Below are 21883 nucleotides of genomic sequence, written 5' to 3' on the forward strand. Positions count from 1 at the left end.
AAACCCAATTTAAATTTATTGAAATTTGAATTGATGGTTGAACTAATTCCGTAATTAGCGGAATGTTAATAGAATTCGTTAAAACTCCTTTGTTTAATTATAGCGTAAAAGTAACGTATTATTTATTTTAGCTGAAATACTAATTGTAACATATGAAAATTATATCGTATAACGTAAATGGTATTAGAGCTGCCATAAACAAAGGTTTTGTTGATTGGTTAAAAAGTGCTGATCCAGATGTGATTTGTTTACAGGAAATAAAGGCGATGAAAGAGCAGTTAGATTTAAGCCTTTTTGAAGAAGCTGGTTATACCTATCATTATTGGTTTAGTGCACAAAAAAAAGGATATAGTGGTGTAGCGATACTTAGCAAGACAGAACCCAATCATGTAGAGTATGGTACAGGTATTGAATCCATGGATTTTGAGGGTCGAAATTTGAGGGTAGATTTTGACGGTGTTTCGGTGATGAGTTTGTATTTACCATCAGGGACAAACGATGCCCGTTTGCAACATAAGTTGGATTACATGGACATGTTTCAGGGGTATATAAATGGTTTGAAGAAAGATATTCCGAATTTGGTGATTTGTGGCGATTATAATATTTGTCATGAAGAAATAGATATCCATAATCCAAAAATGAAAGGCGTATCGGGGTTTTTACCTGTAGAGCGCGAGTGGATTGGGCAATTTATCGATAGCGGATTTATCGATTCATTTCGACATTTGAACCCTGAAAGACAAGAGTATAGCTGGTGGAGTTATCGTGCTAGTGCTAGAGCCAATAACAAGGGTTGGCGATTAGATTATGCTATGGTTTCTGAACCATTACAAGAAAATATAAAAAGAGCCGTTATACTAACCGAAGCAGTGCATAGTGATCACTGTCCGATTTTGTTAGAAATAGAGAATTAAACCTATAAATCAGTTAAAAAACAACCCAAATGAAAATCAAACAAATTGCATTACTTATAGTTGGCTTGGTGCTAGTTACCTCATGTGTATCGCCAAAAGTATACAAAGATTTAGAAAGCAAGTATGCCACCTTAAAGCAAGAGAACAGAAAACTATCTAAGGATAATGAATCGCTATTAGCTGGAAAAACGGCTGCCGAAAATGAATTGAAGCAGCTGCAAGCAGCTTATGATGAAGCTGTTGCAGAACGCGACCAGTTGCGAAGTGATTATGCTGCCACGAAATCAAACTTAGATAATTTAAAAGCCTCCTATGCAGCATTGGAAAAGAATAGTTCTGCTGCGATTGCTAAAAATTCTCAAAAAAACAGAGAGCTCTTAGCGCAATTAGAAGCCAAAGAGCAAGCCTTAGCGGCCGAAAACGAGCGTTTAGAAAAATTGAAAAAGGCTTTAGAAGAACGTTCTAATCGTATTGCGGAACTAGAAAATGTAATTGCCACCAAGGATGCGGCGATGACACAATTAAAAAACGCCATTTCGCGCGCCTTAACCGACTTTGAAGGCAAAGGATTAACGGTTGAGCAACGAGGAGGGAAGGTATATGTGTCTATGGAAAATAAGCTATTGTTCCAGTCTGGAAGTTGGGCAGTAAACGCCGATGGAAAAACGGCGGTAAGAAGTCTTGGTAATGTGTTAGCTGAAAACCCAGATATCGCAGTACTAATTGAAGGTCATACCGATAATGTCCCCTATTCTGGTAATGGTGCTTTGACAAGCAACTGGGATTTATCTACCAAGAGAGCTACCGCAATCGTTAATATTTTAAGAGAGAATACGGCCATAAACCCTGAAAATTTGACTGCTGCCGGTCGTGGCGAGTATGCCCCAATAGCATCAAATACTACCGAAGAAGGAAAAGCAAAAAACAGGCGAATAGAGGTGATTTTAACACCAAAGTTGGATGAGCTTTCTAGGTTGTTGAATGAGCAATAAAATTTTCAAGAAATAGAGTTATACAAATAAAGACTTTAATTAAATCCTAAGTTTCGATAATATCGAGATTTGGGATTTTGTAGTTTAGGAGCTATTCAATCTAGGAACTACGGTATTTTAATTCCTATTTAGTATTTTTAATAGTGCTATGGGTTATGAAGACTCCAAAATAAAAGTCCCAAGATTTAACGAGGCATCTGGTTTTTACACCACAAAAAAACGCTCAAAAATAATGAGCAAGATTAGGGGTAAGAACACAAAGCCAGAAATGCGTTTTCGTAGGGCATTATGGAAATCGGGTGTACGTTATCGGGTGGATTGCAAATCGCTTCCTGGGAAACCTGATGTGTCCATTAAAAAATATAAACTAGCTGTTTTTATTGATGGTGAATTTTGGCACGGATACAATTGGGACGAGCGTAAACCCAGGCTAAAAAGCAATCGCGAGTTTTGGATTCCAAAAATAGAACGAAATATGCAACGGGACAGGGAAGTCAACCAACAATTGAAAGATATGGGTTTTACTATATTTCGATTTTGGACACACGAAATTAAAAACAACTTGAAGACTTGTATAAATGACGTACTGATGTATTTGGATACAGAAGATATCAATATCCAGTAACCAATAATCTCTTAGCACCGTTAATACCACATTTTTGATAATGATGATACGCTTTTGCGGCACGTTCACGAATTTCTACATCGGTTTCATTTAACACCCAACCGTCCAAAGCCCATTTCAAAGTATAGGCTTCAGGAGACATTAATCCGGTTGACCACACCAACGGATTAGCTTTGGTTTGTTCCAAATATGGTTTAAAATAACTTTTACTCACGCAAGCTAGAATAATGGCATCTCTATTTTCTGTATTAATCGGTTCAAATTTACCAGACACATCAAATTCCATTAAGCCGTCGTGTCCGATATAAGCTATCAAATCCGCACCACCTCCAAACTTCAATACTTTCTTATTGTTTGTTATCGCAATAGGGTTTCGTCCTGCTGTGGCTTCCAAATAATCTTTGGTAGTTTGTTTAATATACTTTCCATCATAGGCATCCGCGAGCAGATACGTATGTTTAGTAGCATGTTTAAACAAAATTCGCTCTAGGATATGAGGTTCTGGGTTTTTGGTTGAAGATATTAATACCCAGTCTTTACTTCGCTTAAAATAACTTTTCATGCCATACATAGCTCCCCAATATAAATTGTTTTTGGGATCCTGACCGTTTCCTAATTTTTCAGGAACAGGCACAATACCTTGGTTTGCGTTGTCACATAAAGCAACAAATACATGAATGGTTTTTACTTTAGATTTGGTTTGGCCGAAACTTAAATTAAAAGCTACAAAAAATAGTATGAGTAAGGGTTGTTTCATTAAGAAACAGGTATTTCTAAACGAGTATTTAAAATCCATTTTTTAATCAAATCTTTATTAGTAGTTATTTCGGCAAATACATAAAAGCTTGAACTGAAACATGGAGATGTTTCCGCAGGTTCAATCATTACTTTATCGTCATAATAACTGGAGTGTAAAAAATAAAGCTCTTTGTCTTTAATAAGAATATAACCAACGTGATTATCTAATCCTACAAAGTAAATGCCATCAGCATAAACACTATTCAATTTCTGCTTTAAGGTTTCAAAAGATAGATTTGAAAATCGTTTCAATTCATCTTTAGATTGTAAAACTTGAGCTGCAATTAAACCTGCTTGTTGCGCCATTTTATATCTGTTTAAATTAAAACCTAAATGTTTTAAAGTTGTTGACACAAAATAACCACAGGCAATATCGCCCTCGTTAGGAATATTGGTATGTCCATTAAAATCCCAAGTAGTATCATACCAATGCGGTACTATATCATTAATTAATTTAACGTAAAGAAATTTGGAGGCACTATCCATTGCTTTTACAGGATTATTATCATATAATTCCTTAAAACCTGATCTGCGTGATAAGATTGTACTTTTTAATGAGTTATAATCTTCTCTTTTATTGAAATTGATGCCTAGTTTAGAACTATCTAAAACGGTAATATCAAGTTTTGATATGCCATCGACAATTTGTGCAGAATTTGCAAAGTGCTCATTATTCTTCTTCGAATTCTGACATCCAAAAACGAAAGAAAAGACTAATATTAATAAAATTGATTTAATAAAAATGAGTTTGAATTAATATCATAACTCAAACTCACTGAAGTATATTGTTACTAAAGCAATTATTTGTTTTAATCCACCAAATCCTCCTCAAAATACCACCATAAACTAGAATCGATAGATTTTTTCATTTTATTGATATCTACATCGTCCTTTAGAAATACAGTAATGTTTTCATTTACCCTATTTTGACCGATGCTCTCCCTGATTTCTATTTCTTCTATTTCCTTAAAATGCTCCAAATGCTTTTTAATGCGTGCATCTAAGGATTCATCACTTAAGAAAATCTTAATTGTAGGCTGCGTTGGGGAGTTTCTAATTTCAGATCTAAACGGTAGCATAAGCATAAAATTTTAAGTGAAACATATTCTAAATTGCCAATGCAATACACTAAAGTTAAGAATTTTATCAATATCTTTTGAAATATTTTAAGTTATGAACACCGAACGCATCAAAATTTTAAAACGACTTTTATCTGAAATAGAGGGTTACATTTCAAATAAAGACCTTAACAATAGCTCTGTTTCAAAAGCAACTATAGGTTGGCAGCTAGACCATAGTTTAAAGGTCTTTAATGCGGTTTGTGAATGGACTATAAATTCTAATCCAAAAGATTATGAACCAAAATTTAATTTTTGGCGTACGGTTTTATTTCCAATAAATTATATTCCAAGGGGAAGAGTAAAAGCACCCAGAATAGTACAGCCGCCTGAAACAATTTTGGATGAAGACTTATATGCTCAACTTCATGCCGCTAAAACAAATTTAGATGCATTGTTAAAATCTCCTGAAACGGTATATTTTAAACATTTCATTTTCGGTAAACTCTCTAAAAAGCAAACCTTAAAATTTTTGCAGATGCACACCCATCATCATTTGAAAATAGTTCGGGATATTTTAGCGTAAATACATACTACAATTGATAACTTACAGTAGCTATCAGCCTTGTTGTATTTGTTTTTACATCTCCTGTAACCTCCCATTCATATTTATTAACATCCGTAAAACCAAGTTCATTTCTCAATTGAATTGCTAAATCTATCCTTTCAGTTAAATCAAAATTTTTTCCTACGCCTAAAACTGCCCCTAAATTATAGTCTTCAAATTGAATAAATAATGAACCAAACCTGTCATTTGGTCTACCCTTATTAAAGTAATTCATAAATGCTCCGCCATCAATGAAGAAATCTTTATTTCCGCCAAATTTATATCTAATTAGAAATGGAACGTTGTAAAAATCATAGCCTTCTGTGAAACTAAAAATAGGTTCAGGTAAAACGGATGGGTCAAGGTTTATTTCTCTCTTCTTTTTCCAACGTTCAAAATTAATACCTGTTATAATGGAAACAGAAGGACTTATACATAGCTCTAGGTTAACACCAAACATTGGTACTAAACTAAAATCAGTTTCGGTTTCATTCTCCACTCCCTTTAAGCTAGAGATTTGTCCACCAAAGTTAGCTCCTACATTAAATTTAACCTGAGAAAAAAGACCTGAAAATGTGAATAAAAATAGCAAAAGATAGAAGGTATCTTTTCTTTTCATTTTTAATGATTTTGATTGAATTATAAAGGTAATTAATTCTAAAATAAAAAACCCTCTCTAAATTAGAAAGGGTTTTTATACTTTTAAAGAAAACGGTTCCTTAAGCCTCAAAAGGCTCTATAGAAACATAAGACTTATTGTCTTTTTTCTTTGTAAATTTTACAATACCATCAACTTTGGCATGTAATGTATGGTCTTTAGAAGAATACACATTTTCACCTGGGTGATGAGTATTTCCTCTTTGTCTTACGATAATGTTTCCAGCGATTGCTGCTTGACCACCAAAAATCTTAACACCTAAGCGTTTCGATTCTGATTCTCTACCGTTTTTCGAACTTCCGACTCCTTTTTTATGTGCCATTTTACTTCGATTTTATGTTTTAAACTTGATGAAAAGCTTATGCTTTACCACCATCTAATTCGTCTTGCCATTTTTTAAGCTCGTCCCACTTACCTTCGGCAGCCAATTTAGCTTGTGCTGGCCATGTATCGGTAACGTGATTACCACGAACGTTTGCAATGATTTCAGAAATTGCTTCTGGTTTAGCTTTTGCTAAGTCAGCGAAAGTAGCAATACCTACTTCAGCTAATGTTGAAGCGATTTTTGGTCCAATACCTTCAATTTTCTTTAAATCATCTTTTTTTGCCTTAGCTGATGGCTTTTTAGGTGCAGCTTTTGGTTTAGCTTCTGCTTTCGGTGCTGCAGCTTTTGCCTCTACTTTTGGCTCAGCTTTTTTAGCCTCTTTCTTAGGTGCTGCCTTTTTAGCTGGCTTAGCTCCTGAAGCTACGATGTTTTCAATAATAATTTCAGTTAAAGACTGACGGTGACCATTCTTAACACGGTAACCTTTACGTCTTTTCTTCTTGAAAACTATCACCTTGTCTCCTTTAAGGTGCTTAACGACTTTTGCTCCTACTTGAGCGCCGTTTATAGCTGGGGCGCCTACAGTTACCTTGTCACCATCTCCAATTAAAAGAACGTTATCGAAAGACACTTTCTTACCTTCTTCTGTTTGTAAACGATTAACAAAAACTTTTTGGTCTTTTTCAACTTTAAATTGATGCCCTGCTATCTCTACAATTGCGTACATAGCGTAACGTTTTTATTAATTAATTTATATTCTAAAACACCTTAAAATTCCTAAGGCGGGTGCAAATATAATTCTAATTAATTAATCTACAAACGTTTTACTTATTTTCAACGTAATTATTGCTCTTTTTAAAAAGTTGCATTACTGTGAGTGAAGATACAAGTGTAGTTGATAGTCCCATGATGGCTACTATGAATACGATTAGGCCAATATGCGACTTAAACCCCCAATTCATTTTCTCTAACAAAACAGGAAGAAAGTCGGCATTGATTTCTGTAGCATATAATAGGAAAAACAATGTAAAAACTATGGTAGCTATACCTCCTGTTATTAATCCAATTTTAAAACCTTCTCCATATGAAAATTCAGAAGGAAATTGCAGTTTGCTCACTTTTACTGCTTCGTAAATACCAAAAAGCGTAATGGCAGCATTTACTAAGCTAAATGCGGGATTTGTGTGTTTATTAAATAGTGCTAGCACTAAGAAATATGCTATTAACACTGCACTTGTAACTAAGCCAAACCGAATTGGAAGTATCAAATTTTTCATAAAAAGTTAAATTTTTAATTGTTTCTAAAATTGCGTTTTACCAGTAACAACAATTGTTACTATTCAAATAGATTGGTCTGTTTAACTTTTTCAAATCACTTAAAGTTCGCAAAAAAAAATGACTTCTAATAATTTTATGGAAGATTAATCAGAATTGAGAGCTACTTTCGTTTGTGCGCTAGATAGACTCCAATTAAGATAATCAAAGTTGCCACGGCCTGTAAAAACCCAAAACGCTCACCATCTAAAACACCCCAAAATACAGCAATTATTGGCATTAAATATGTTACCGAAGATGCAAATACAGGTGTAGCGATATGTACCAGTCTATTAAACATTACTTTGGCTATTGCTGTACCAAATAAAGACAGAATCACCATGTACAATAATGCGGGTTTTAAGGTAGGTGCAGATAACACTTCATATGTAAAGAAACCAGAAAAACCCAATATGATGATAGCAGGTATGAAAATTGCAACAAAATTACCTACAGCTATGGTAAGTGCGTTTACATGTTGCAAATAACGCTTTAAAATATTGACACTTGCAGCGTACATAAGTGTAGCAATGATAACGAAAGCGGCATACAGGTAGTTTTGATTTGGATTTAATGATGCGCCATTTAGTATAAGCAGTAACGTTCCAACTAAACCAATGAAAACTCCTAAAACCTGACGTTTGGTAGATTTAATATTGAATATAAAGAAACCTAAAATAATAGTGTTTAAGGGTACCAACGAATTTAAAATTGAAGCAACCGAACTGTCTATCTCGGTTTCTGCAAAGGCAAACAGGAAAGATGGAAAAAAAGTACCTAAAAGTCCTGTAAGTACTACCCATTTCCAATCTCTTAATCTGATGGATTTTACACGTTTAAAACCAACGATAAATAAGAAAACAGCCGTAAAAATAATGCGAATAGCCCCAAGTTGAACAGGTGTTAGGCCTACTAAACCTTTTTTAATAAGAATGAAGGAGCTTCCCCAAATAAGAGATAGTATAATAAGATATACCCATTTAAGGGAATTTCCAGCCATAGCAAGCGCCTTTTGTTTTAAAGACACAAAAGTCTCGTTTTTAACGCAATAATTTACATTATTTAGTAATTTTGTAACATAAATTTTAAAAACCCAATTTAAATGAAAACTATAAAATACATAATCGCCAGTGCTTTGTGTCTACTTTTAGTTACAAGTTGTAAAAATAATAAAGAGGCTGAAGTAAAGACTGTAGACGTTGAAACTACAGTGCAAAAACAATTAGATCCAAACGCTACTTATGCAAAAGCAGAATTTACGGTAAAAGGTATGACTTGCGAAATAGGTTGCGCTGCTACTATTCAGAAAAAAATTGCCAAAATGGATGGTGTTAAGTTTGCTAAAGTTGATTTTAAAAACGAATTGGCAATGGTAGAATATGATGAAGCCAAAGTAAATCCTAATAGCCTAGAGGAAACAGTAACTAGTGTTGCCGATATCTACAAAGTGAGCGATATGAAAACTGTAGAGGCTTTTTCAAGTGAAGCCAAGGCAAAAGTTTGCAAACCAGGATGTGAGAAAGACTGCTGTAAAAAAGCTGCGAAAGAAGGCAAGAAAATGGCATGTAAAGCGGATTGTGATAAATCCTGTTGTGCCCAAAAAGCTTAAAAAGTTCCAAATCTAGATTCCCGTATTAGCGAGAATGAGAGTTTAATAGGAATCAACGCTTATGCGTTGAGGCTTTTTTAAAATTAAGTGTTGAAATGTTAAGGCTTCCTTGAAAAGGGAAGCTTTTTTATTGCCATTCTATAGTTTCCATAATGCGTTGAATATCTTTTTGAAGATAATTTGCAGCAGGTAAAATAGAATCATAATTAGGCTTTACACGAAAATATAACGAACCCGTTAGAAAGTGATTCACACTATCAGTAACATAAAACTGTGCTGGCGATGCGGCATCTCCTTTTACTTCTGATAACATACCATATACTTTGCGCGCTTTGTTTTCATATGGATACACAGGAATTTCATCAGCTTTCTTTGTATGTTCCAAAGTAAGTTTTTGAGCGTCCTTTAAAAAATCGTTTAGATTTTTTTCGCTCCCATCAATAGCCTTATAGGTTAAAAAAAGTGTTGCTTTTAAGGGCTTATATTCCAAGTTGGCCCCATAACTTTCAGTGGTACTTTGCAAGGGTTTTACTTTAAGATCATTTACCAAGCTACTTACTTCAAAAGCTACAGGCATTTTTGATAACCTTTGCATTTTATAAGATGCTTTTGGGTAATCTAATCTTAAAAAGGCTTTGGGTTTAGGCACGTAATCTTCATTTCCACAAGATGCCATCATCAAAAGTAAAATCAATAAAACCCCAAATTTAACTTTCATATTAATTGATTGTAACTTTTACGCGCTTTATGCGCTTTTTATCCATTGCCTCTATTGTAAAAACGTAATCTCTAAAAAATATTTTAGATTGCAATTTCGGGAAGCTTCCTGAAATTTCTAAAACAAAGCCCGCGATGGTTTCTGCTTCGCCCTTTTCATCTTCAAAAATCGCGTCGTCTTCAAGCTTAATCACTTTGTAAAAATCCTTTAAAGCTGTTTTACCTTCAAACACATAGTTTTTGTCATCAAGTTTAGAGTAGTTTAAATCTTCGTCATCAAATTCATCGCTAATGTCTCCTACTATTTCTTCAATAATATCTTCCAATGAAATCAATCCTGAAGTGCCACCATATTCATCAACCACAACAGCTAAATGCACTTTCTTTTCTTGGAACTCAGCCATCAAATCATCCAACTTTTTATTCTCCGGGACGAAAAACGGTTCTCTTAATAAACTTGTCCAATCAAATTGTTTTCTGTCAATGTATGGCAATAAATCTTTTACATAAAGAATACCTTTTATTTGATCGACATTTTCTTCATACACCGGAATTCGTGAATACCCATTCTCGATGATTTCAGGGATGATTTCAGCATATTTTTGCTCAATATTTAAAGCAAAAATGTCAATCCTAGGACGCATAACCTGCTTCGTATCGGTGTTTCCGAAAGATACAATACCTTGTAAAATTTTCTTTTCCTCTTTTGAAGTGTCTTCATGACTTGTTAATTCCAGAGCCTGGGACAATTGGTCAACACTTAAATTCGATTTCTGTCTTCCCAATCTTTTATGAATACCCAAGGTTGTGCTACGCATGGGTAAACTTATTGGAGATAGCAATACATCCAAAACTTTTAAAGGGTAAGCCATAATACTGGCAAACTTTAAGTTGTTTCTACTGGCATAAATCTTTGGCAAAATTTCCCCAAATAGTAAAATTAAGAAGGTAACTACGATGACTTCCAAGATAAATTTCACCGTTGGGTTTGTAACATCACCAAAAATAAAATCGCCCAAATAGGCAAACAAAAGCACTACCGCTATATTTATAAAATTGTTTGCAACCAGTATGGTTGCCAATAATTTTTTAGGACGTTCTAAAAGCTGAAGAATAATTTTAAAAGGCCTGCTCTCAGCCTCTGGGTGCGTGTCAATATCAGTTTTGGTAAGCGAAAACATAGCAACTTCGGCGCCAGAAATTAATGCAGAACAGCACAGGAGTACAAACAGTAATACAAACCCAGATACAACTGAAATGTCAATTGCTAAAAGTAAAATTTGTAAACTCGGGGGTTCAGAATCCAATTACTTTGGTTTTAGTTATACTTGAATTAAAATGGTAAGTCATCATCATCGGGAGTGGATTGACTTGGGGAAGGTTCATTTACGGCAGGGTTATTTGGCGCAGATGCACTTGCAGCATTAGATTCATTGTCCTTCTTTGTAGTTAAAAAGGTAAAATCGGTACATTGAATTTCTGTGGAATACCTGTCATTGCCCTTATCATCCGTCCATTTTCTTGTTTTTATTCGTCCTTCAATATATACTTTGTCGCCTTTGCTTAAGTACTTTTCACAAATTTCTGCACCTTTATTTCTCACCACAATATTGTGCCACTCCGTATTTGTAATACGCTCATTGGTTTGCTTGCTCATGTAGGTTTCACTGGTAGCCAAAGGAAAACGCCCTACACAGCCACCACCTTCAAAATAATGCATTTTCACATCATCCCCTAAGTTGCCAATCAACATTACTTTGTTTAAAGACCCAGCCATAATTTTTGTTTTTAAGAGCGCAAAAATACGCATTCATATTGCATTGTTCTAAAATTAATAAAAAAATGCGACTATTTTAAGATATGTTTACTTTTTGGGCGTTCCCCAAAGGGTCGGGCTTTTCGCTATATCTTTTTCTCGTGCCTCAAAAAAGGATGCCGCTGCAATCCCTAACGCGGACCTATTTACTAACTATTTAAAAAAGATGAACGTTTTTACTTTCTGCACAAGCCTAAAATTAAAACTAATTCTGAATTGAAGATTTGGTTATATTTGATGATGAACGCAATTGTGTTAATTACGTTGTGGTAAAATAGTTATCAAATTATTAGATGAGACAATTATTAATTCTAACTTTTTTATTAATTCTAAGTATAAATTCATATGCAGATACTGGATTAGCTTTTAGATATAAAATAGAATTACAAAATGGAAATGAAAAAATAAGGGGTTATGTTTATCATTATACATATTCAGATGGTTTTAAAAGTGACAAAGAATCATTTTTGAATTATTTTTCCAGAGAATTCCATAATACACCTTATATATACACAGAAGTTCATAGTTTGAATTTATCTGAAAGTTTTGAATTAGACTTTTTTCTACCAAGAAATAGAATAAAGTTTAGTCCCGAAAAAATAATAGATGTAAAATTGTTTGAAAAAAAACAATTTGGAGTTGGAGACAAGATTTTATTAATTGAAAATGAAAGAGTTTATAATTTAATTGGAGTAAAAAAATTCCAAAAAGAAGGAATTGATTATAGATTAGCTGAAAATTGTAATATCTCTATTGTTGATTTTAGTATGAAAGCAGATATTAAAAAAATAAAGATGAATTTGAATTCTTTAATTGAAAAATATTACAACAACGAATTAGAATCTGTTAACCAAGAGTTTTTTAAAGCCTTTAATGAATTGAAGGAAAAGATGTATATCAATAATGTGCTAATTTTTAATTATTGTTCTGCATTATAAATAAATGTATTGCAAAGAACTGAGCTAAAAGCCCCCAAACCCCTCAATAAACTTCCCAATCAAAATGGGTACAGGATAATCTGTAATGTTTTCAAAAGGAATTCCATTTTCAACAGACTCTGTGGTAACGGTCCAAAACGTAGTGTTCAAATGTTGATGAGACAGTTTATGTACTTTGGGCGCATTATTATATTGCCGTAATTCAAACGTTTTGTTTTTTAGATAGGGATGTGTTTTCACCAATTTCAAAAACGCGTCATACTCGAGCGACTTTTCGGTTTCAATTAAAGGAAACTGGTATAAATTCTGCCAAATCCCTTTGCCTTCCCGCTTTTCCAAAACCGTTTGTTTGTCTTCTGACAGGAACACCAAAAAATTAAAATACCGCTGCTTTACTTTTAGCTTTTTTAGTTTTACGGGTAGTGTATCAACTTTTCCTTCATTATAGGCGATACACTTTTCCTGAAACTGACAAAACATACAATCAGGGTTTTTGGGTCTACATTGGGTAGCGCCAAACTCCATTATGGCTTGATTAAACGTGGCAGGATCTTTTGTATCAATCAATTCTTGAGCTAACGCCTTGAATTCTTTTATACCGCTAGTGGAATTAATAGGGGTATCTATCCCAAAACAACGCGATAGTACACGATATACATTACCATCCACCACAGCAGTTGACTCATCGTAACAAATAGATGCAATGGCACTGGCGGTGTAATCACCAACACCTTTCAATTTTAAAAGTTCTTTATAGGTGTTCGGAAACGCACCATTCAATTCATCTACTACATATTTTGCGGTAAAATGCAGGTTTCTCGCGCGGGAATAATAGCCTAGTCCCTGCCATAGTTTTAACACCTCGCTTTCATCAGCTTTTGCAAGATCAAAAACCGTAGGAAACTTGGTAATAAATGCTTCATAATATGGCAGGCCTTGTTTTACCTGGGTTTGCTGCAAAATAATTTCTGAGAGCCAAATAAAATACGGATTTTTTGTTTCACGCCACGGTAAATTTCTCTTATTAACTGAATACCAGCGTGTTAAAATTTTTGAAAACGACATGCATTTATTTTCTACCAAGTGCTAAAATAAACGTTTATAATCTTAAATTTTAGTGAATTAGGTTTGAAATATTGAATATTAAATGCATATATTTGCATCCCTTTATAAAATTTATATAACCCGAATATTAAAAAGAAATAAAAATGACAAAGGCTGATTTAGTAGCAAAAATTTCTGAAAAATTAGGAATTGAAAAAGGAGATGTTCAAGCAACTGTTGAATCTTTTATGGAAGAAGTAAAAACATCTTTAGAAAGTGGAGATAATGTATATTTAAGAGGTTTTGGAAGCTTCATCATTAAAACAAGAGCAGAAAAAACAGGAAGAAATATTTCTAAAAACACTACTATAAAAATCCCAGCTCATAACATACCAGCATTTAAACCTGCAAAAGTTTTTGTTGAGGGTGTTAAAACTAACGTTGAGGTTAAGTAAAAAGCATTTAAAATAAATTATTAATTTAAAAAGACACTATTTATGCCAAGTGGTAAAAAACGCAAAAGACATAAGGTAGCGACGCATAAGCGTAAAAAACGTAGACGCGCTAACCGTCACAAAAAGAAAAAATAGGCAGAAAAAGTAGTTAGTATAGCTACTTTTTTTGTTTGAAAACACAACAAAGTTCTTTGAAATGAGTTCATAAATTTTTAGCACTGTAATAGGTGTGTTTTGAACTCCACGGATTAAAATCCTGTGAAAAAATAATGTTTAATCCATTCCGATAATTATTATTGGGATAAAAATTAACACAATGGATAAAGAATTGATTATTCGATCTAATTCAGAAGCTGTTGATTTTGCCTTATTAAAAGATGGAAAACTTATTGAATTACAAAAGGATGAAGATGATAACAATTTTTCGGTTGGCGACGTGTTTATCGCTAAAATACGGAAAACGGTTCCAGGACTAAACGCTGCATTTGTAAATGTAGGGTATGATAAAGATGCATTTTTGCACTATCATGATTTAGGGCCTAAATTACCTTCTCTTTTAAAATTCACCAAACGTGTAAGCACAGGTAAACTAAAAGATTTTTCTTTAAAAAACTTCCCATTTGAAAAGGATATTGAGAAAGACGGTAAAATTACCGACGCCTTAAAATCCAATCAATCGCTACTCGTACAAGTAGTAAAAGAACCAATATCTACAAAAGGCCCACGAATAACTTCAGAGTTGTCCATAGCCGGTAGATATATCGTTTTAATGCCTTTTTCCAACCGAATCTCTATTTCACAAAAAATAGATTCGCGCGAAGAGAAAGACCGCTTAAAACGATTGGTAAAAAGTATCACGCCGCAAGGTTTTGGTATTATTGTTCGTACGGTAGCACAAGGCAAAAAAGTAGCCGAATTAGATAAAGATTTACAAAATTTGCTCCAGCGATGGAATGCAATGTGTAAAAAATTGTACAGAGCACATCACCCCAGTAAAGTATTAGGAGAAATGAATAAAGCCTCGTCTATCTTACGAGACATATTTAACGACACCTTTACAGGGATAACAGTTGATGATGAAACACTGTACTACCAAATTAAAGATTACTTGCAAGAAATTGCACCTAAAAAAGAATCAATAGTTAAATTATATCAATCTAAAGTTCCGATTTTTGAAAAATTCGGGATTGAAAGACAGATAAAAACCTCATTTGGAAAAACCGTTTCCATGACAAAAGGTGCCTATTTGGTCATAGAACACACCGAAGCACTCCATGTTATAGATGTAAACAGCGGTAACAGATCTAACAAATCCAATAACCAAGAGGAAACAGCCTTAGAAGTTAATTTAATTTCAGCTACAGAAATTGCACGCCAACTGCGTTTACGCGATATGGGCGGCATCATAGTAATTGATTTTATTGACATGACAAGGTCTGAAAACAGGCAGAAGCTCTTTAACCACCTTCGTGAAGAAATGAAGGACGATAGAGCAAAACACAAAATACTGCCACCAAGTAAATTTGGTTTGATACAAATTACAAGACAACGTACACGCCCAGAAATGAATATAAAAACCCGAGAGGAAAACCCCAACGGTTTAAACGGCGCAGAGGTTGAGGCACCAATAAGTATAGTGCAAAAAATTAACCAAGATCTTGAAAGACTATTTAAAAAAGACTATAAAAAGTTGACTTTAAACACACATCCTTTTATAGCGGCCTTTTTAACCAAAGGCTTTCCATCTATACGTTCTAAATGGTTTTTAGAACACAAAAAATGGGTTAAAGTTTTACCCCGCGATGCTTACACATATTTAGAGTACCACTTTTTTGATAAAGATGGTAATCGAATTAAATAATTAAAAACCCGCTACTTTTTAAAGTTGCGGGTTTTTTGCTTTTTGGGCGTTACCCCGAAAAAGGGGTCGGGCTTTCACTAGTCGCTCCTCCGTTGTCGGGAGCTCCAACAAATATCTCAATCCCTAATCTGCTGTACCAGAAAAAGTTATATTTCAAAAAGTTAAAAACGCCTACTCTCGAATAACCTCTATCCGAGCCTTATATTTACTAATATCTGGCTCCACATTTTTATCTGGATAAGGAGAAACATCTAATAGTTTAATCCTTAATCCATCAATTAAAGTGTCTTGTTGAAAAATAGTATTTGTGTGAAGTGTAATGGATTTTATATTTTGACCATTATCTAGACTGAAATAAGTGGCAGCATCTCCCTCCCAAACACAAACCAAACCAGTAGGGCATCTAGAGTCCTGTATAGAATCTAAACAAATCGTAAATTTTGTATCTGATAAATTAACACATCCATTATAATTAATGATTAAATCGTTATCTATCCTATCATCATCGTTGCATGAACAAACAAAGAAAATTATTGACAAAAATATTAGCTTTTTCATTATTAATTTGATGTATATCTATAGTATGTAGATGTCCAATCCAGTTAAAGGTTGCGTATGCCGTCAAAATAGTTACTAAAATTACGGCGCAGGATTAGGAATAGCACCATGCACCTCATTAATTTGCTCTAAAACAGTATCACTCAAATCTACATCAATACTGTCGATGTTCTCTTTAAGCTGCTCTAAATTGGTAGCTCCAATAATATTACTGGTAACAAACGGACGCTGATTTACAAATGCTAAAGCCATTTGGGCTAGAGTTAAACCATTATCCTCAGCTATTTTTAAATACTGTTTAGCAGCTTCTGTTGCTTGTTCGCTGCTGTAACGTGCAAACCTTGGGAATAATTTTAATCGTGCGTTATCTGCAGCATTACCTTTTATATACTTTCCTGAAAGCACGCCAAATGCCATTGGCGAGTAAGCTAATAAACCGATATTTTCTCTTAAAGACACCTCGGCTAAATCTCCCTCAAAAGTTCTGCACAATAAAGAATAGGCATTTTGTATGGTAATGGGGCGCGGTAAGTTATTCGCTTTACTTTCTTCTAAATAGCGCATTGTACCCCAAGCTTTTTCATTAGACAGCCCAATGTGCCTAATTTTTCCAGCCTCAATTTGAGTTTGCAACGTACTTAAAATTTCGTTAAAGTTATCTTCCCATGTATCATTTGGGTTGTGCTTATAATCTCTAGTGCCAAAGGTATTGGTTTCACGTTCTGGCCAATGCAACTGGTACAAATCAATATAATCAGTTTGAAGACGTATCAATTCTGCATCAATAGCTTCAATAATAGATGATTTACTAAATCCTGTTGTTCTTATATGCGCTGTATAGTCGCCATTCCCTGCAATTTTTGAGGCAATTACAACCTTATCTCTATTGCCATTTTTCTTTAACCATGTACCGATGATTTCACTGGTTCTCCCTTGGGTTTCAGCACTTGCTGGTACAGGATATAATTCTGCGGTATCTATAAAATTTATACCATTATTAAAGGCATAATCTAATTGTTCATGTCCTTCGGCCTCTGTATTTTGATTGCCCCAAGTCATGGAGCCCAAACATATTTTGCTAACTTTTATATCGGTATTTGGCAGTGTTGTGTATTTCATGGTAGACTCTTAGATACTTTAGATTATTAGACGTTTTAGAGATTTGCAAAGATAAAAAACAGCTACTTCTATTTTTTAGATTTTAACGGCTTTTTATGTCTTAAGGAATTAATACTTCGTTTACCGCTTAATAGGCATCATGTTTGAAATCCCGATTTCGATAGCTATCGGGAGTGTTAACCTGTCTGCAGGCTGGCAGGCGTGCAAATAGAAAAATCCCAAACAGCAATGTTTGGGATTTTATCTAATATTCTAAATATCTAGTAATCTATACTAGTATCTGTAGTATTCTGGCTTAAATGGGCCTTCAACTTTTACACCAATATATTCGGCTTGGTCTTTGCGAAGTTCTGTAAGCTCAACACCAATTTTAGCAAGATGTAGTTTTGCTACTTTTTCATCTAAGTGCTTTGGTAGCATATATACATCGTTTTCATATTGATCGCTATTGTTCCAAAGCTCGATTTGCGCAAGAGTTTGGTTGGTAAAAGAGTTACTCATTACAAAACTTGGGTGGCCAGTAGCACAACCAAGATTTACTAATCTACCTTCAGCAAGAATGATAATATCTTTTCCGTTTACGGTGTATTTATCAACTTGTGGTTTTATGGTGTTTTTGGTATGTCCATGATTTTCATTCAACCAAGCCATATCAATTTCATTATCAAAATGCCCAATGTTACACACAATGGCTTTGTCTTTTAAAGCTTCAAAATGTTGCGCTTGCACAATATCTTTATTTCCTGTAGTTGTAATAACAATATCCGCAACTGGAGCAACAGTTTCTAGTTTTTTAACTTCAAAACCATCCATTGCCGCTTGTAATGCACAAATAGGATCTATTTCAGTAACGGTTACAATACTACCTGCACCTCTAAATGATGCCGCAGTACCTTTACCAACATCACCATAACCACAAACTACAACGCGTTTTCCGGCTAGCATAATATCGGTTGCGCGACGGATAGCATCCACCGCACTTTCCTTACAGCCATATTTGTTATCGAATTTAGATTTTGTAACAGAATCGTTCACGTTAATGGCCGGCAATGGCAGCGTTCCATTTTTAACACGCTCGTACAACCTGTGCACACCAGTAGTGGTCTCTTCACTCAAACCTTTGATACCTGAAACTAGTTCTGGGTATTTGTCTAAAACCATGTTGGTTAAATCACCACCATCATCCAAAATCATGTTTAAAGGCTGTCTGTCTTCTCCAAAGAAAAGTGTTTGCTCAATACACCAGTCAAACTCTTCTTCAGTCATATCTTTCCAAGCATATACTGCAGTTCCCGCGGCAGCAATGGCAGCAGCCGCTTGATCTTGTGTTGAGAAAATATTACAGGAGCTCCATGTAACTTCTGCACCTAAAGCCTGTAAAGTTTCAATCAATACTGCTGTTTGAATGGTCATGTGTAAACATCCAGCAATACGCGCCCCTTTTAAGGGTTGCTCGTTTTTGTATTCTTCACGTAAACTCATTAGCCCAGGCATTTCAGCTTCGGCTAACTCTATTTCTTTTCGCCCCCAATCGGCAAGTGTAATATCTTTTACTTTGTGTGAAACGTAAGGAATTGTTTTTGTACTCATAGTAACTTTTTTTCTTTTATTTAAAAACCTAAAGTTGATTGGGATTAGTGGGTATTTTGGTTAAATTCGCTTACCAAAATATGTAATCCTCCTTAGGCGGTGCAAAGATAACCATTAAGTTTTAGAATATTAAATGCCATTGTACAAAACCATTCATCCAAATTCACAAACTACTGTTAAAATCTGGAAGATAACAGAGTCTTATGATGAATTATTGGCCAAAGTAAATTTAAAACCCAATGCGTTGGAACGTGTTTTAGGCATGAAAAGCGAACTGCACCAACGTGGTTTTTTAAGCGTAAGATGGTTGCTACAAGAGTTTGGATATACAGATAAAGATTTGTTTTATGATGAATTTGGTAAACCTCATTTAAAAGACGGAAAGCAAATTTCAATATCGCATTCGTTTAACTTTTCTGCGGTAATTATTAGTGATTCTATTATTGGAATTGATGTAGAGAAACAACGCAAAAAAATAGCGGTTATAGCACATAAATTTGTAGACTACGAGTTTGATTATCTAGATAAAAACACAGACGATTACATTAATAAATTAACAGTGATTTGGTGTGTAAAGGAGTCCTTGTATAAACTGTATTGTAAGCCTGGACTGAGTTTTAAGGATCATTGTTTAGTGATTCCTTTTAATATGGATGATGCTGAAACTATGGCTTGGATTGATTATAAAGAAGCGAAAAAGCGATATAATATTGAATTTTTTGAGTTTGAAGGTTTCACTTGTGCCTATGCCATTGCGTAATGAGTGTTTATAAAAACATATTAAAAGCTATTGGTAAAGGTGAACGCTTGTTTGCAGTATTGATTGATCCTGATAAGTTTGCCTTCGGAAATGCCGAAAGTTTTATTAAAAAGGTAAATGTTTCGATGGCTACTCACATTTTTGTAGGTGGAAGCACTGTTGATGAATATACTACCGAGGCTTTAGTGGGCGAAATAAAAAAGTACACAGACTTACCGATTATAATATTTCCGGGAGATGTTTATCAAATTACAGAAAAGGCAGATGCGCTGTTGTTCTTGTCGTTATTATCAGGAAGAAATCCTGAGTATTTAATTGGGAAACATGTTGAAGCAGTTTCTAAATTGAGACATATGAATCTGGAAGTGATACCCACAGGATATATTTTAATTGAAAGTGGCGTAAAAACAGCGGTTTCAGAAGTAACAAATACTGAAGGCATTTCAAGAAGCAACATACAGACTATAATTGATACTGCAAAAGCAGGAGAATTATTAGGAATGAAATTGATGTACTTGGAAGCTGGAAGCGGTGCTAAACTGCCACTAACAAAGGAGATTGTTAAAGCGGTAAAAAATGAATTGAGCATTCCTTTGATTATTGGTGGTGGGATTAAAACCAAGGCTCAAGTAGAAAACGCATATGGAGCTGGAGCAAATATAGTGGTGGTTGGAACGGCGTTTGAAGAAGATGAATCGTTTTTTGAAGAACTAAAAGATAACTATGAAAATATCAGTTGAATTAACATTAACACCATTGCATGACGATTATGAGCCTGCAATCATTCATTTTATAAAAAAATTAAGAGCTTCAAATTTAAAAGTGCTTGAAAACCCTTTGAGTACCCAAGTGTATGGCGATTATGATGAAGTGATGAAATTATTAACTTCAGAAATAAAAGAAGCTTTCGAACTTGTAGAACGCGGGTTGCTTTACATGAAAATCGTTAAATCTGACAGACACGGTTATGAACCCCATTTTTGATTTCTTTCTAGAGCCATATCGAAATAGGGAAACAACATTAATTGTCCTTGAAGCCATTGCATTTGTTTTTGGAATTGCCAGTGTGGTTTATGCTAAAAGAGAGAATATTTTGGTGTATCCAACAGGTTTGGTGGCAACTATCATTACAGTTTACATCTTTTTACAAGATGAATTGATGGGAGACATGATGATGAATTTTTACTATTCGGTAATGAGCATCTATGGCTGGTGGAACTGGTCGAGAAAGAAAGAGAATAAATTTGTGGTACCCATTTCCAGAACAAACACTAAAGAGAAGCTTATTGGGTTTGGGATGTTTTTGTTAACCATGGTAGTCACTTATCTGGTTTATAAAGGATATGGGACGGAAATCACCCCATCAAATTACATCGATATTTTTACCTCAGGGGTATTTTTTACGGCTATGTGGTTTATGGCAAACAAAAAATTGGAAAACTGGACACTATGGATTTTTGCTGATATTATTACAGTGCCCTTGTATGCATATAGGGGTTGGGGTATGTTATCACTACAATATTTAATCTTTACTATATTAGCCATCCAAGGATATATGGCATGGAAGAAAAGTATAAACAAGAATTTAGCACCTGCATAAAAGTTGTGTTGTTTGGTCCTGAATCTACAGGCAAGACAACCTTGTCTAGGCAACTTGCACGATATTATAACTCGGTTTGGGTGCCAGAGTATGCCCGCGAATACCTTCAAAACAAATGGAATAACGAACGTAAAACTTGTGAACCTAAAGACTTATTGCCGATTGCAGAAGGGCAGATGAAACTTGAAAATGAGCTCGCTAAAAAGACCGATACCGTTTTAATTTGTGATACAGATTTGCTAGAAACTAAGGTTTATTCCGAAGCATATTACCTAGGGAATTGCGACCCTGTTCTTGAAAAATACGCATTGGAAAATACTTACGATTTGTATTTTTTAACCTATATTGACATTCCATGGGAAGCAGACGATTTACGAGATAAACCTAATGAAAGGGAGGTGATGTTCAAAGCGTTTGAAGATGAATTAATAAAGCATAAAAGACCTTATGTTTTATTGAAAGGAAATAAAAAAGAACGTCTTGAAACAGCTGTAGCCCATATTGACAAATTGCTTAAAAAATAAA

General features: G+C 34.5%; 28 protein-coding genes. 13 read left to right on the top strand and 15 right to left on the bottom strand.

What is annotated here, in order from left to right; translation table 11 throughout:
* Positions 1-152: 152 nt before the first annotated feature.
* The 3 genes from EYD45_RS09875 (at position 153) to EYD45_RS09885 (ending at position 2531) form a co-directional block, all read left to right on the top strand.
* On the top strand, positions 153-914 hold the full coding sequence (locus tag EYD45_RS09875) for an exodeoxyribonuclease III (RefSeq protein WP_130964381.1): 762 nt from the start codon (positions 153-155) through the stop codon (positions 912-914).
* A gap of 29 nt (positions 915-943) precedes the next feature.
* Entirely contained in the window at positions 944-1906 is a 963-nt protein-coding gene (locus EYD45_RS09880) for an OmpA/MotB family protein (RefSeq protein WP_130964382.1), read from the top strand.
* 148 nt (positions 1907-2054) lie between these two features.
* Positions 2055-2531 carry a very short patch repair endonuclease gene (locus EYD45_RS09885; protein ID WP_130964383.1) on the top strand — a complete coding sequence of 159 codons (477 nt, stop codon included), beginning with the start codon at positions 2055-2057 and terminating at the stop codon, positions 2529-2531.
* On the opposite strand, the gene EYD45_RS09890 is transcribed toward EYD45_RS09885, so the two are convergent.
* The 3 genes from EYD45_RS09890 to EYD45_RS09900 form a co-directional block, all read right to left on the bottom strand.
* Positions 2518-3288 (bottom strand): hypothetical protein, encoded by a 771-nt coding sequence (locus EYD45_RS09890; protein ID WP_207303305.1) that lies wholly within the window; start codon positions 3286-3288, stop codon positions 2518-2520. The genes EYD45_RS09885 and EYD45_RS09890 overlap by 14 nt on opposite strands.
* Positions 3288-3815: a hypothetical protein gene (locus EYD45_RS09895; RefSeq protein WP_130964384.1), complete on the bottom strand. Its 528-nt coding sequence runs from the start codon at positions 3813-3815 to the stop codon at positions 3288-3290. The genes EYD45_RS09890 and EYD45_RS09895 overlap by 1 nt, the downstream gene beginning before the upstream one ends.
* A gap of 323 nt (positions 3816-4138) precedes the next feature.
* Positions 4139-4408, bottom strand: a complete 270-nt coding sequence (locus EYD45_RS09900) for a hypothetical protein (protein ID WP_130964385.1) — start codon at positions 4406-4408, stop codon at positions 4139-4141.
* Positions 4409-4502: 94 nt separating this feature from the next.
* Here EYD45_RS09900 and EYD45_RS09905 point away from each other — a divergent pair, with 94 nt between their 5' ends.
* Positions 4503-4973 carry a DUF1569 domain-containing protein gene (locus tag EYD45_RS09905; protein ID WP_130964386.1) on the top strand — a complete coding sequence of 157 codons (471 nt, stop codon included), beginning with the start codon at positions 4503-4505 and terminating at the stop codon, positions 4971-4973.
* Between the two features lie 7 nt (positions 4974-4980).
* Here EYD45_RS09905 and EYD45_RS09910 read toward each other — a convergent pair whose 3' ends face one another.
* The 5 genes from EYD45_RS09910 to EYD45_RS09930 form a co-directional block, all read right to left on the bottom strand.
* Positions 4981-5613 carry an outer membrane beta-barrel protein gene (locus EYD45_RS09910; protein ID WP_130964387.1) on the bottom strand — a complete coding sequence of 211 codons (633 nt, stop codon included), beginning with the start codon at positions 5611-5613 and terminating at the stop codon, positions 4981-4983.
* Between the two features lie 100 nt (positions 5614-5713).
* Complete coding sequence (rpmA, locus tag EYD45_RS09915; RefSeq protein ID WP_076698461.1) at positions 5714-5974, bottom strand: 50S ribosomal protein L27; 261 nt, start codon at positions 5972-5974, stop codon at positions 5714-5716.
* A gap of 37 nt (positions 5975-6011) precedes the next feature.
* Positions 6012-6704 carry a 50S ribosomal protein L21 gene (gene rplU / locus EYD45_RS09920; RefSeq protein WP_130964388.1) on the bottom strand — a complete coding sequence of 231 codons (693 nt, stop codon included), beginning with the start codon at positions 6702-6704 and terminating at the stop codon, positions 6012-6014.
* A 97-nt stretch (positions 6705-6801) separates the two neighbouring features.
* On the bottom strand, positions 6802-7254 hold the full coding sequence (locus EYD45_RS09925; RefSeq protein WP_130964389.1) for a DUF4199 domain-containing protein: 453 nt from the start codon (positions 7252-7254) through the stop codon (positions 6802-6804).
* Positions 7255-7415: 161 nt separating this feature from the next.
* Complete coding sequence (locus tag EYD45_RS09930; protein WP_130964441.1) at positions 7416-8291, bottom strand: DMT family transporter; 876 nt, start codon at positions 8289-8291, stop codon at positions 7416-7418.
* 102 nt (positions 8292-8393) lie between these two features.
* Between EYD45_RS09930 and EYD45_RS09935 the strand changes: the two genes are divergently transcribed.
* Complete coding sequence (locus tag EYD45_RS09935) at positions 8394-8900, top strand: heavy-metal-associated domain-containing protein (RefSeq protein WP_130964390.1); 507 nt, start codon at positions 8394-8396, stop codon at positions 8898-8900.
* A gap of 127 nt (positions 8901-9027) precedes the next feature.
* On the opposite strand, the gene gldD is transcribed toward EYD45_RS09935, so the two are convergent.
* Genes gldD through EYD45_RS09950 form a run of 3 tightly spaced genes read right to left on the bottom strand, consistent with a single transcriptional unit; the run spans position 9028 to position 11394 of the window.
* Positions 9028-9618, bottom strand: coding sequence for a gliding motility lipoprotein GldD (gene gldD / locus EYD45_RS09940; protein WP_130964391.1), 591 nt, complete (start codon positions 9616-9618; stop codon positions 9028-9030).
* A gap of 1 nt (position 9619) precedes the next feature.
* On the bottom strand, positions 9620-10924 hold the full coding sequence (locus EYD45_RS09945) for a gliding motility-associated protein GldE (protein ID WP_130964392.1): 1305 nt from the start codon (positions 10922-10924) through the stop codon (positions 9620-9622).
* 26 nt (positions 10925-10950) lie between these two features.
* Entirely contained in the window at positions 10951-11394 is a 444-nt protein-coding gene (locus EYD45_RS09950) for a single-stranded DNA-binding protein (protein ID WP_130964393.1), read from the bottom strand.
* 332 nt (positions 11395-11726) lie between these two features.
* Between EYD45_RS09950 and EYD45_RS09955 the strand changes: the two genes are divergently transcribed.
* Positions 11727-12371 carry a hypothetical protein gene (locus tag EYD45_RS09955; RefSeq protein WP_130964394.1) on the top strand — a complete coding sequence of 215 codons (645 nt, stop codon included), beginning with the start codon at positions 11727-11729 and terminating at the stop codon, positions 12369-12371.
* Between the two features lie 24 nt (positions 12372-12395).
* On the opposite strand, the gene mutY is transcribed toward EYD45_RS09955, so the two are convergent.
* The gene (mutY, locus tag EYD45_RS09960) at positions 12396-13436 is read right to left on the bottom strand and encodes an A/G-specific adenine glycosylase (protein WP_130964395.1); all 1041 of its coding nucleotides are present in this window, start codon (positions 13434-13436) and stop codon (positions 12396-12398) included.
* Positions 13437-13579: 143 nt separating this feature from the next.
* On the opposite strand from mutY, the gene EYD45_RS09965 reads away from it, so the two are divergent.
* Positions 13580-13870 carry an HU family DNA-binding protein gene (locus EYD45_RS09965; protein WP_116039361.1) on the top strand — a complete coding sequence of 97 codons (291 nt, stop codon included), beginning with the start codon at positions 13580-13582 and terminating at the stop codon, positions 13868-13870.
* A gap of 316 nt (positions 13871-14186) precedes the next feature.
* On the top strand, positions 14187-15731 hold the full coding sequence (locus tag EYD45_RS09970; protein WP_130964396.1) for an Rne/Rng family ribonuclease: 1545 nt from the start codon (positions 14187-14189) through the stop codon (positions 15729-15731).
* Positions 15732-15902: 171 nt separating this feature from the next.
* Here EYD45_RS09970 and EYD45_RS09975 read toward each other — a convergent pair whose 3' ends face one another.
* The 3 genes from EYD45_RS09975 to ahcY all read right to left on the bottom strand — a co-directional run bounded on the left by EYD45_RS09975 (position 15903) and on the right by ahcY (position 18998).
* A complete protein-coding gene (locus EYD45_RS09975; protein ID WP_130964397.1) occupies positions 15903-16271 on the bottom strand; it encodes a hypothetical protein in 369 nt (122 codons plus the stop codon).
* Positions 16272-16370: 99 nt separating this feature from the next.
* Positions 16371-17408 (bottom strand): aldo/keto reductase, encoded by a 1038-nt coding sequence (locus EYD45_RS09980; RefSeq protein ID WP_130964398.1) that lies wholly within the window; start codon positions 17406-17408, stop codon positions 16371-16373.
* Between the two features lie 273 nt (positions 17409-17681).
* Positions 17682-18998: an adenosylhomocysteinase gene (gene ahcY, locus EYD45_RS09985; RefSeq protein WP_130964399.1), complete on the bottom strand. Its 1317-nt coding sequence runs from the start codon at positions 18996-18998 to the stop codon at positions 17682-17684.
* Between the two features lie 133 nt (positions 18999-19131).
* On the opposite strand from ahcY, the gene EYD45_RS09990 reads away from it, so the two are divergent.
* Genes EYD45_RS09990 through EYD45_RS10010 form a run of 5 tightly spaced genes read left to right on the top strand, consistent with a single transcriptional unit; the run spans position 19132 to position 21882 of the window.
* Positions 19132-19758, top strand: coding sequence for a 4'-phosphopantetheinyl transferase family protein (locus tag EYD45_RS09990; RefSeq protein WP_130964400.1), 627 nt, complete (start codon positions 19132-19134; stop codon positions 19756-19758).
* Positions 19758-20498 (top strand): geranylgeranylglyceryl/heptaprenylglyceryl phosphate synthase, encoded by a 741-nt coding sequence (locus EYD45_RS09995; protein ID WP_130964401.1) that lies wholly within the window; start codon positions 19758-19760, stop codon positions 20496-20498. Before EYD45_RS09990 ends, EYD45_RS09995 begins: the two co-directional genes overlap by 1 nt.
* Entirely contained in the window at positions 20482-20742 is a 261-nt protein-coding gene (locus EYD45_RS10000) for a thiamine-binding protein (RefSeq protein WP_130964402.1), read from the top strand. Before EYD45_RS09995 ends, EYD45_RS10000 begins: the two co-directional genes overlap by 17 nt.
* Entirely contained in the window at positions 20726-21358 is a 633-nt protein-coding gene (gene pnuC, locus EYD45_RS10005) for a nicotinamide riboside transporter PnuC (RefSeq protein ID WP_130964403.1), read from the top strand. The genes EYD45_RS10000 and pnuC overlap by 17 nt, the downstream gene beginning before the upstream one ends.
* A complete protein-coding gene (locus EYD45_RS10010; RefSeq protein ID WP_130964404.1) occupies positions 21319-21882 on the top strand; it encodes an AAA family ATPase in 564 nt (187 codons plus the stop codon). The genes pnuC and EYD45_RS10010 overlap by 40 nt, the downstream gene beginning before the upstream one ends.
* Position 21883: the final 1 nt, after the last annotated feature.

Origin of the sequence: Hyunsoonleella flava (genome assembly GCF_004310325.1) — a bacterium.
Lineage (GTDB): Bacteria > Bacteroidota > Bacteroidia > Flavobacteriales > Flavobacteriaceae > Jejuia > Jejuia flava.

Bases quoted from the DNA above. Each gene is read 5' to 3' on its own strand.
- EYD45_RS09875 (WP_130964381.1), top strand. From the start codon at position 153: ATGAAAATTATATCGTATAACGTAAATGGTATTAGAGCTGCCATAAAC.
- EYD45_RS09880 (WP_130964382.1), top strand. From the start codon at position 944: ATGAAAATCAAACAAATTGCATTACTTATAGTTGGCTTGGTGCTAGTT.
- EYD45_RS09885 (WP_130964383.1), top strand. From the start codon at position 2,055: ATGGGTTATGAAGACTCCAAAATAAAAGTCCCAAGATTTAACGAGGCA.
- EYD45_RS09890 (WP_207303305.1), bottom strand. From the start codon at position 3,288: ATGAAACAACCCTTACTCATACTATTTTTTGTAGCTTTTAATTTAAGT.
- EYD45_RS09895 (WP_130964384.1), bottom strand. From the start codon at position 3,815: ATGGATAGTGCCTCCAAATTTCTTTACGTTAAATTAATTAATGATATA.
- EYD45_RS09900 (WP_130964385.1), bottom strand. From the start codon at position 4,408: ATGCTACCGTTTAGATCTGAAATTAGAAACTCCCCAACGCAGCCTACA.
- EYD45_RS09905 (WP_130964386.1), top strand. From the start codon at position 4,503: ATGAACACCGAACGCATCAAAATTTTAAAACGACTTTTATCTGAAATA.
- EYD45_RS09910 (WP_130964387.1), bottom strand. From the start codon at position 5,613: ATGAAAAGAAAAGATACCTTCTATCTTTTGCTATTTTTATTCACATTT.
- rpmA (WP_076698461.1), bottom strand. From the start codon at position 5,974: ATGGCACATAAAAAAGGAGTCGGAAGTTCGAAAAACGGTAGAGAATCA.
- rplU (WP_130964388.1), bottom strand. From the start codon at position 6,704: ATGTACGCAATTGTAGAGATAGCAGGGCATCAATTTAAAGTTGAAAAA.
- EYD45_RS09925 (WP_130964389.1), bottom strand. From the start codon at position 7,254: ATGAAAAATTTGATACTTCCAATTCGGTTTGGCTTAGTTACAAGTGCA.
- EYD45_RS09930 (WP_130964441.1), bottom strand. From the start codon at position 8,291: ATGGCTGGAAATTCCCTTAAATGGGTATATCTTATTATACTATCTCTT.
- EYD45_RS09935 (WP_130964390.1), top strand. From the start codon at position 8,394: ATGAAAACTATAAAATACATAATCGCCAGTGCTTTGTGTCTACTTTTA.
- gldD (WP_130964391.1), bottom strand. From the start codon at position 9,618: ATGAAAGTTAAATTTGGGGTTTTATTGATTTTACTTTTGATGATGGCA.
- EYD45_RS09950 (WP_130964393.1), bottom strand. From the start codon at position 11,394: ATGGCTGGGTCTTTAAACAAAGTAATGTTGATTGGCAACTTAGGGGAT.
- EYD45_RS09955 (WP_130964394.1), top strand. From the start codon at position 11,727: ATGAGACAATTATTAATTCTAACTTTTTTATTAATTCTAAGTATAAAT.
- mutY (WP_130964395.1), bottom strand. From the start codon at position 13,436: ATGTCGTTTTCAAAAATTTTAACACGCTGGTATTCAGTTAATAAGAGA.
- EYD45_RS09965 (WP_116039361.1), top strand. From the start codon at position 13,580: ATGACAAAGGCTGATTTAGTAGCAAAAATTTCTGAAAAATTAGGAATT.
- EYD45_RS09970 (WP_130964396.1), top strand. From the start codon at position 14,187: ATGGATAAAGAATTGATTATTCGATCTAATTCAGAAGCTGTTGATTTT.
- EYD45_RS09980 (WP_130964398.1), bottom strand. From the start codon at position 17,408: ATGAAATACACAACACTGCCAAATACCGATATAAAAGTTAGCAAAATA.
- ahcY (WP_130964399.1), bottom strand. From the start codon at position 18,998: ATGAGTACAAAAACAATTCCTTACGTTTCACACAAAGTAAAAGATATT.
- EYD45_RS09990 (WP_130964400.1), top strand. From the start codon at position 19,132: ATGCCATTGTACAAAACCATTCATCCAAATTCACAAACTACTGTTAAA.
- EYD45_RS09995 (WP_130964401.1), top strand. From the start codon at position 19,758: ATGAGTGTTTATAAAAACATATTAAAAGCTATTGGTAAAGGTGAACGC.
- EYD45_RS10000 (WP_130964402.1), top strand. From the start codon at position 20,482: ATGAAAATATCAGTTGAATTAACATTAACACCATTGCATGACGATTAT.
- pnuC (WP_130964403.1), top strand. From the start codon at position 20,726: ATGAACCCCATTTTTGATTTCTTTCTAGAGCCATATCGAAATAGGGAA.
- EYD45_RS10010 (WP_130964404.1), top strand. From the start codon at position 21,319: ATGGAAGAAAAGTATAAACAAGAATTTAGCACCTGCATAAAAGTTGTG.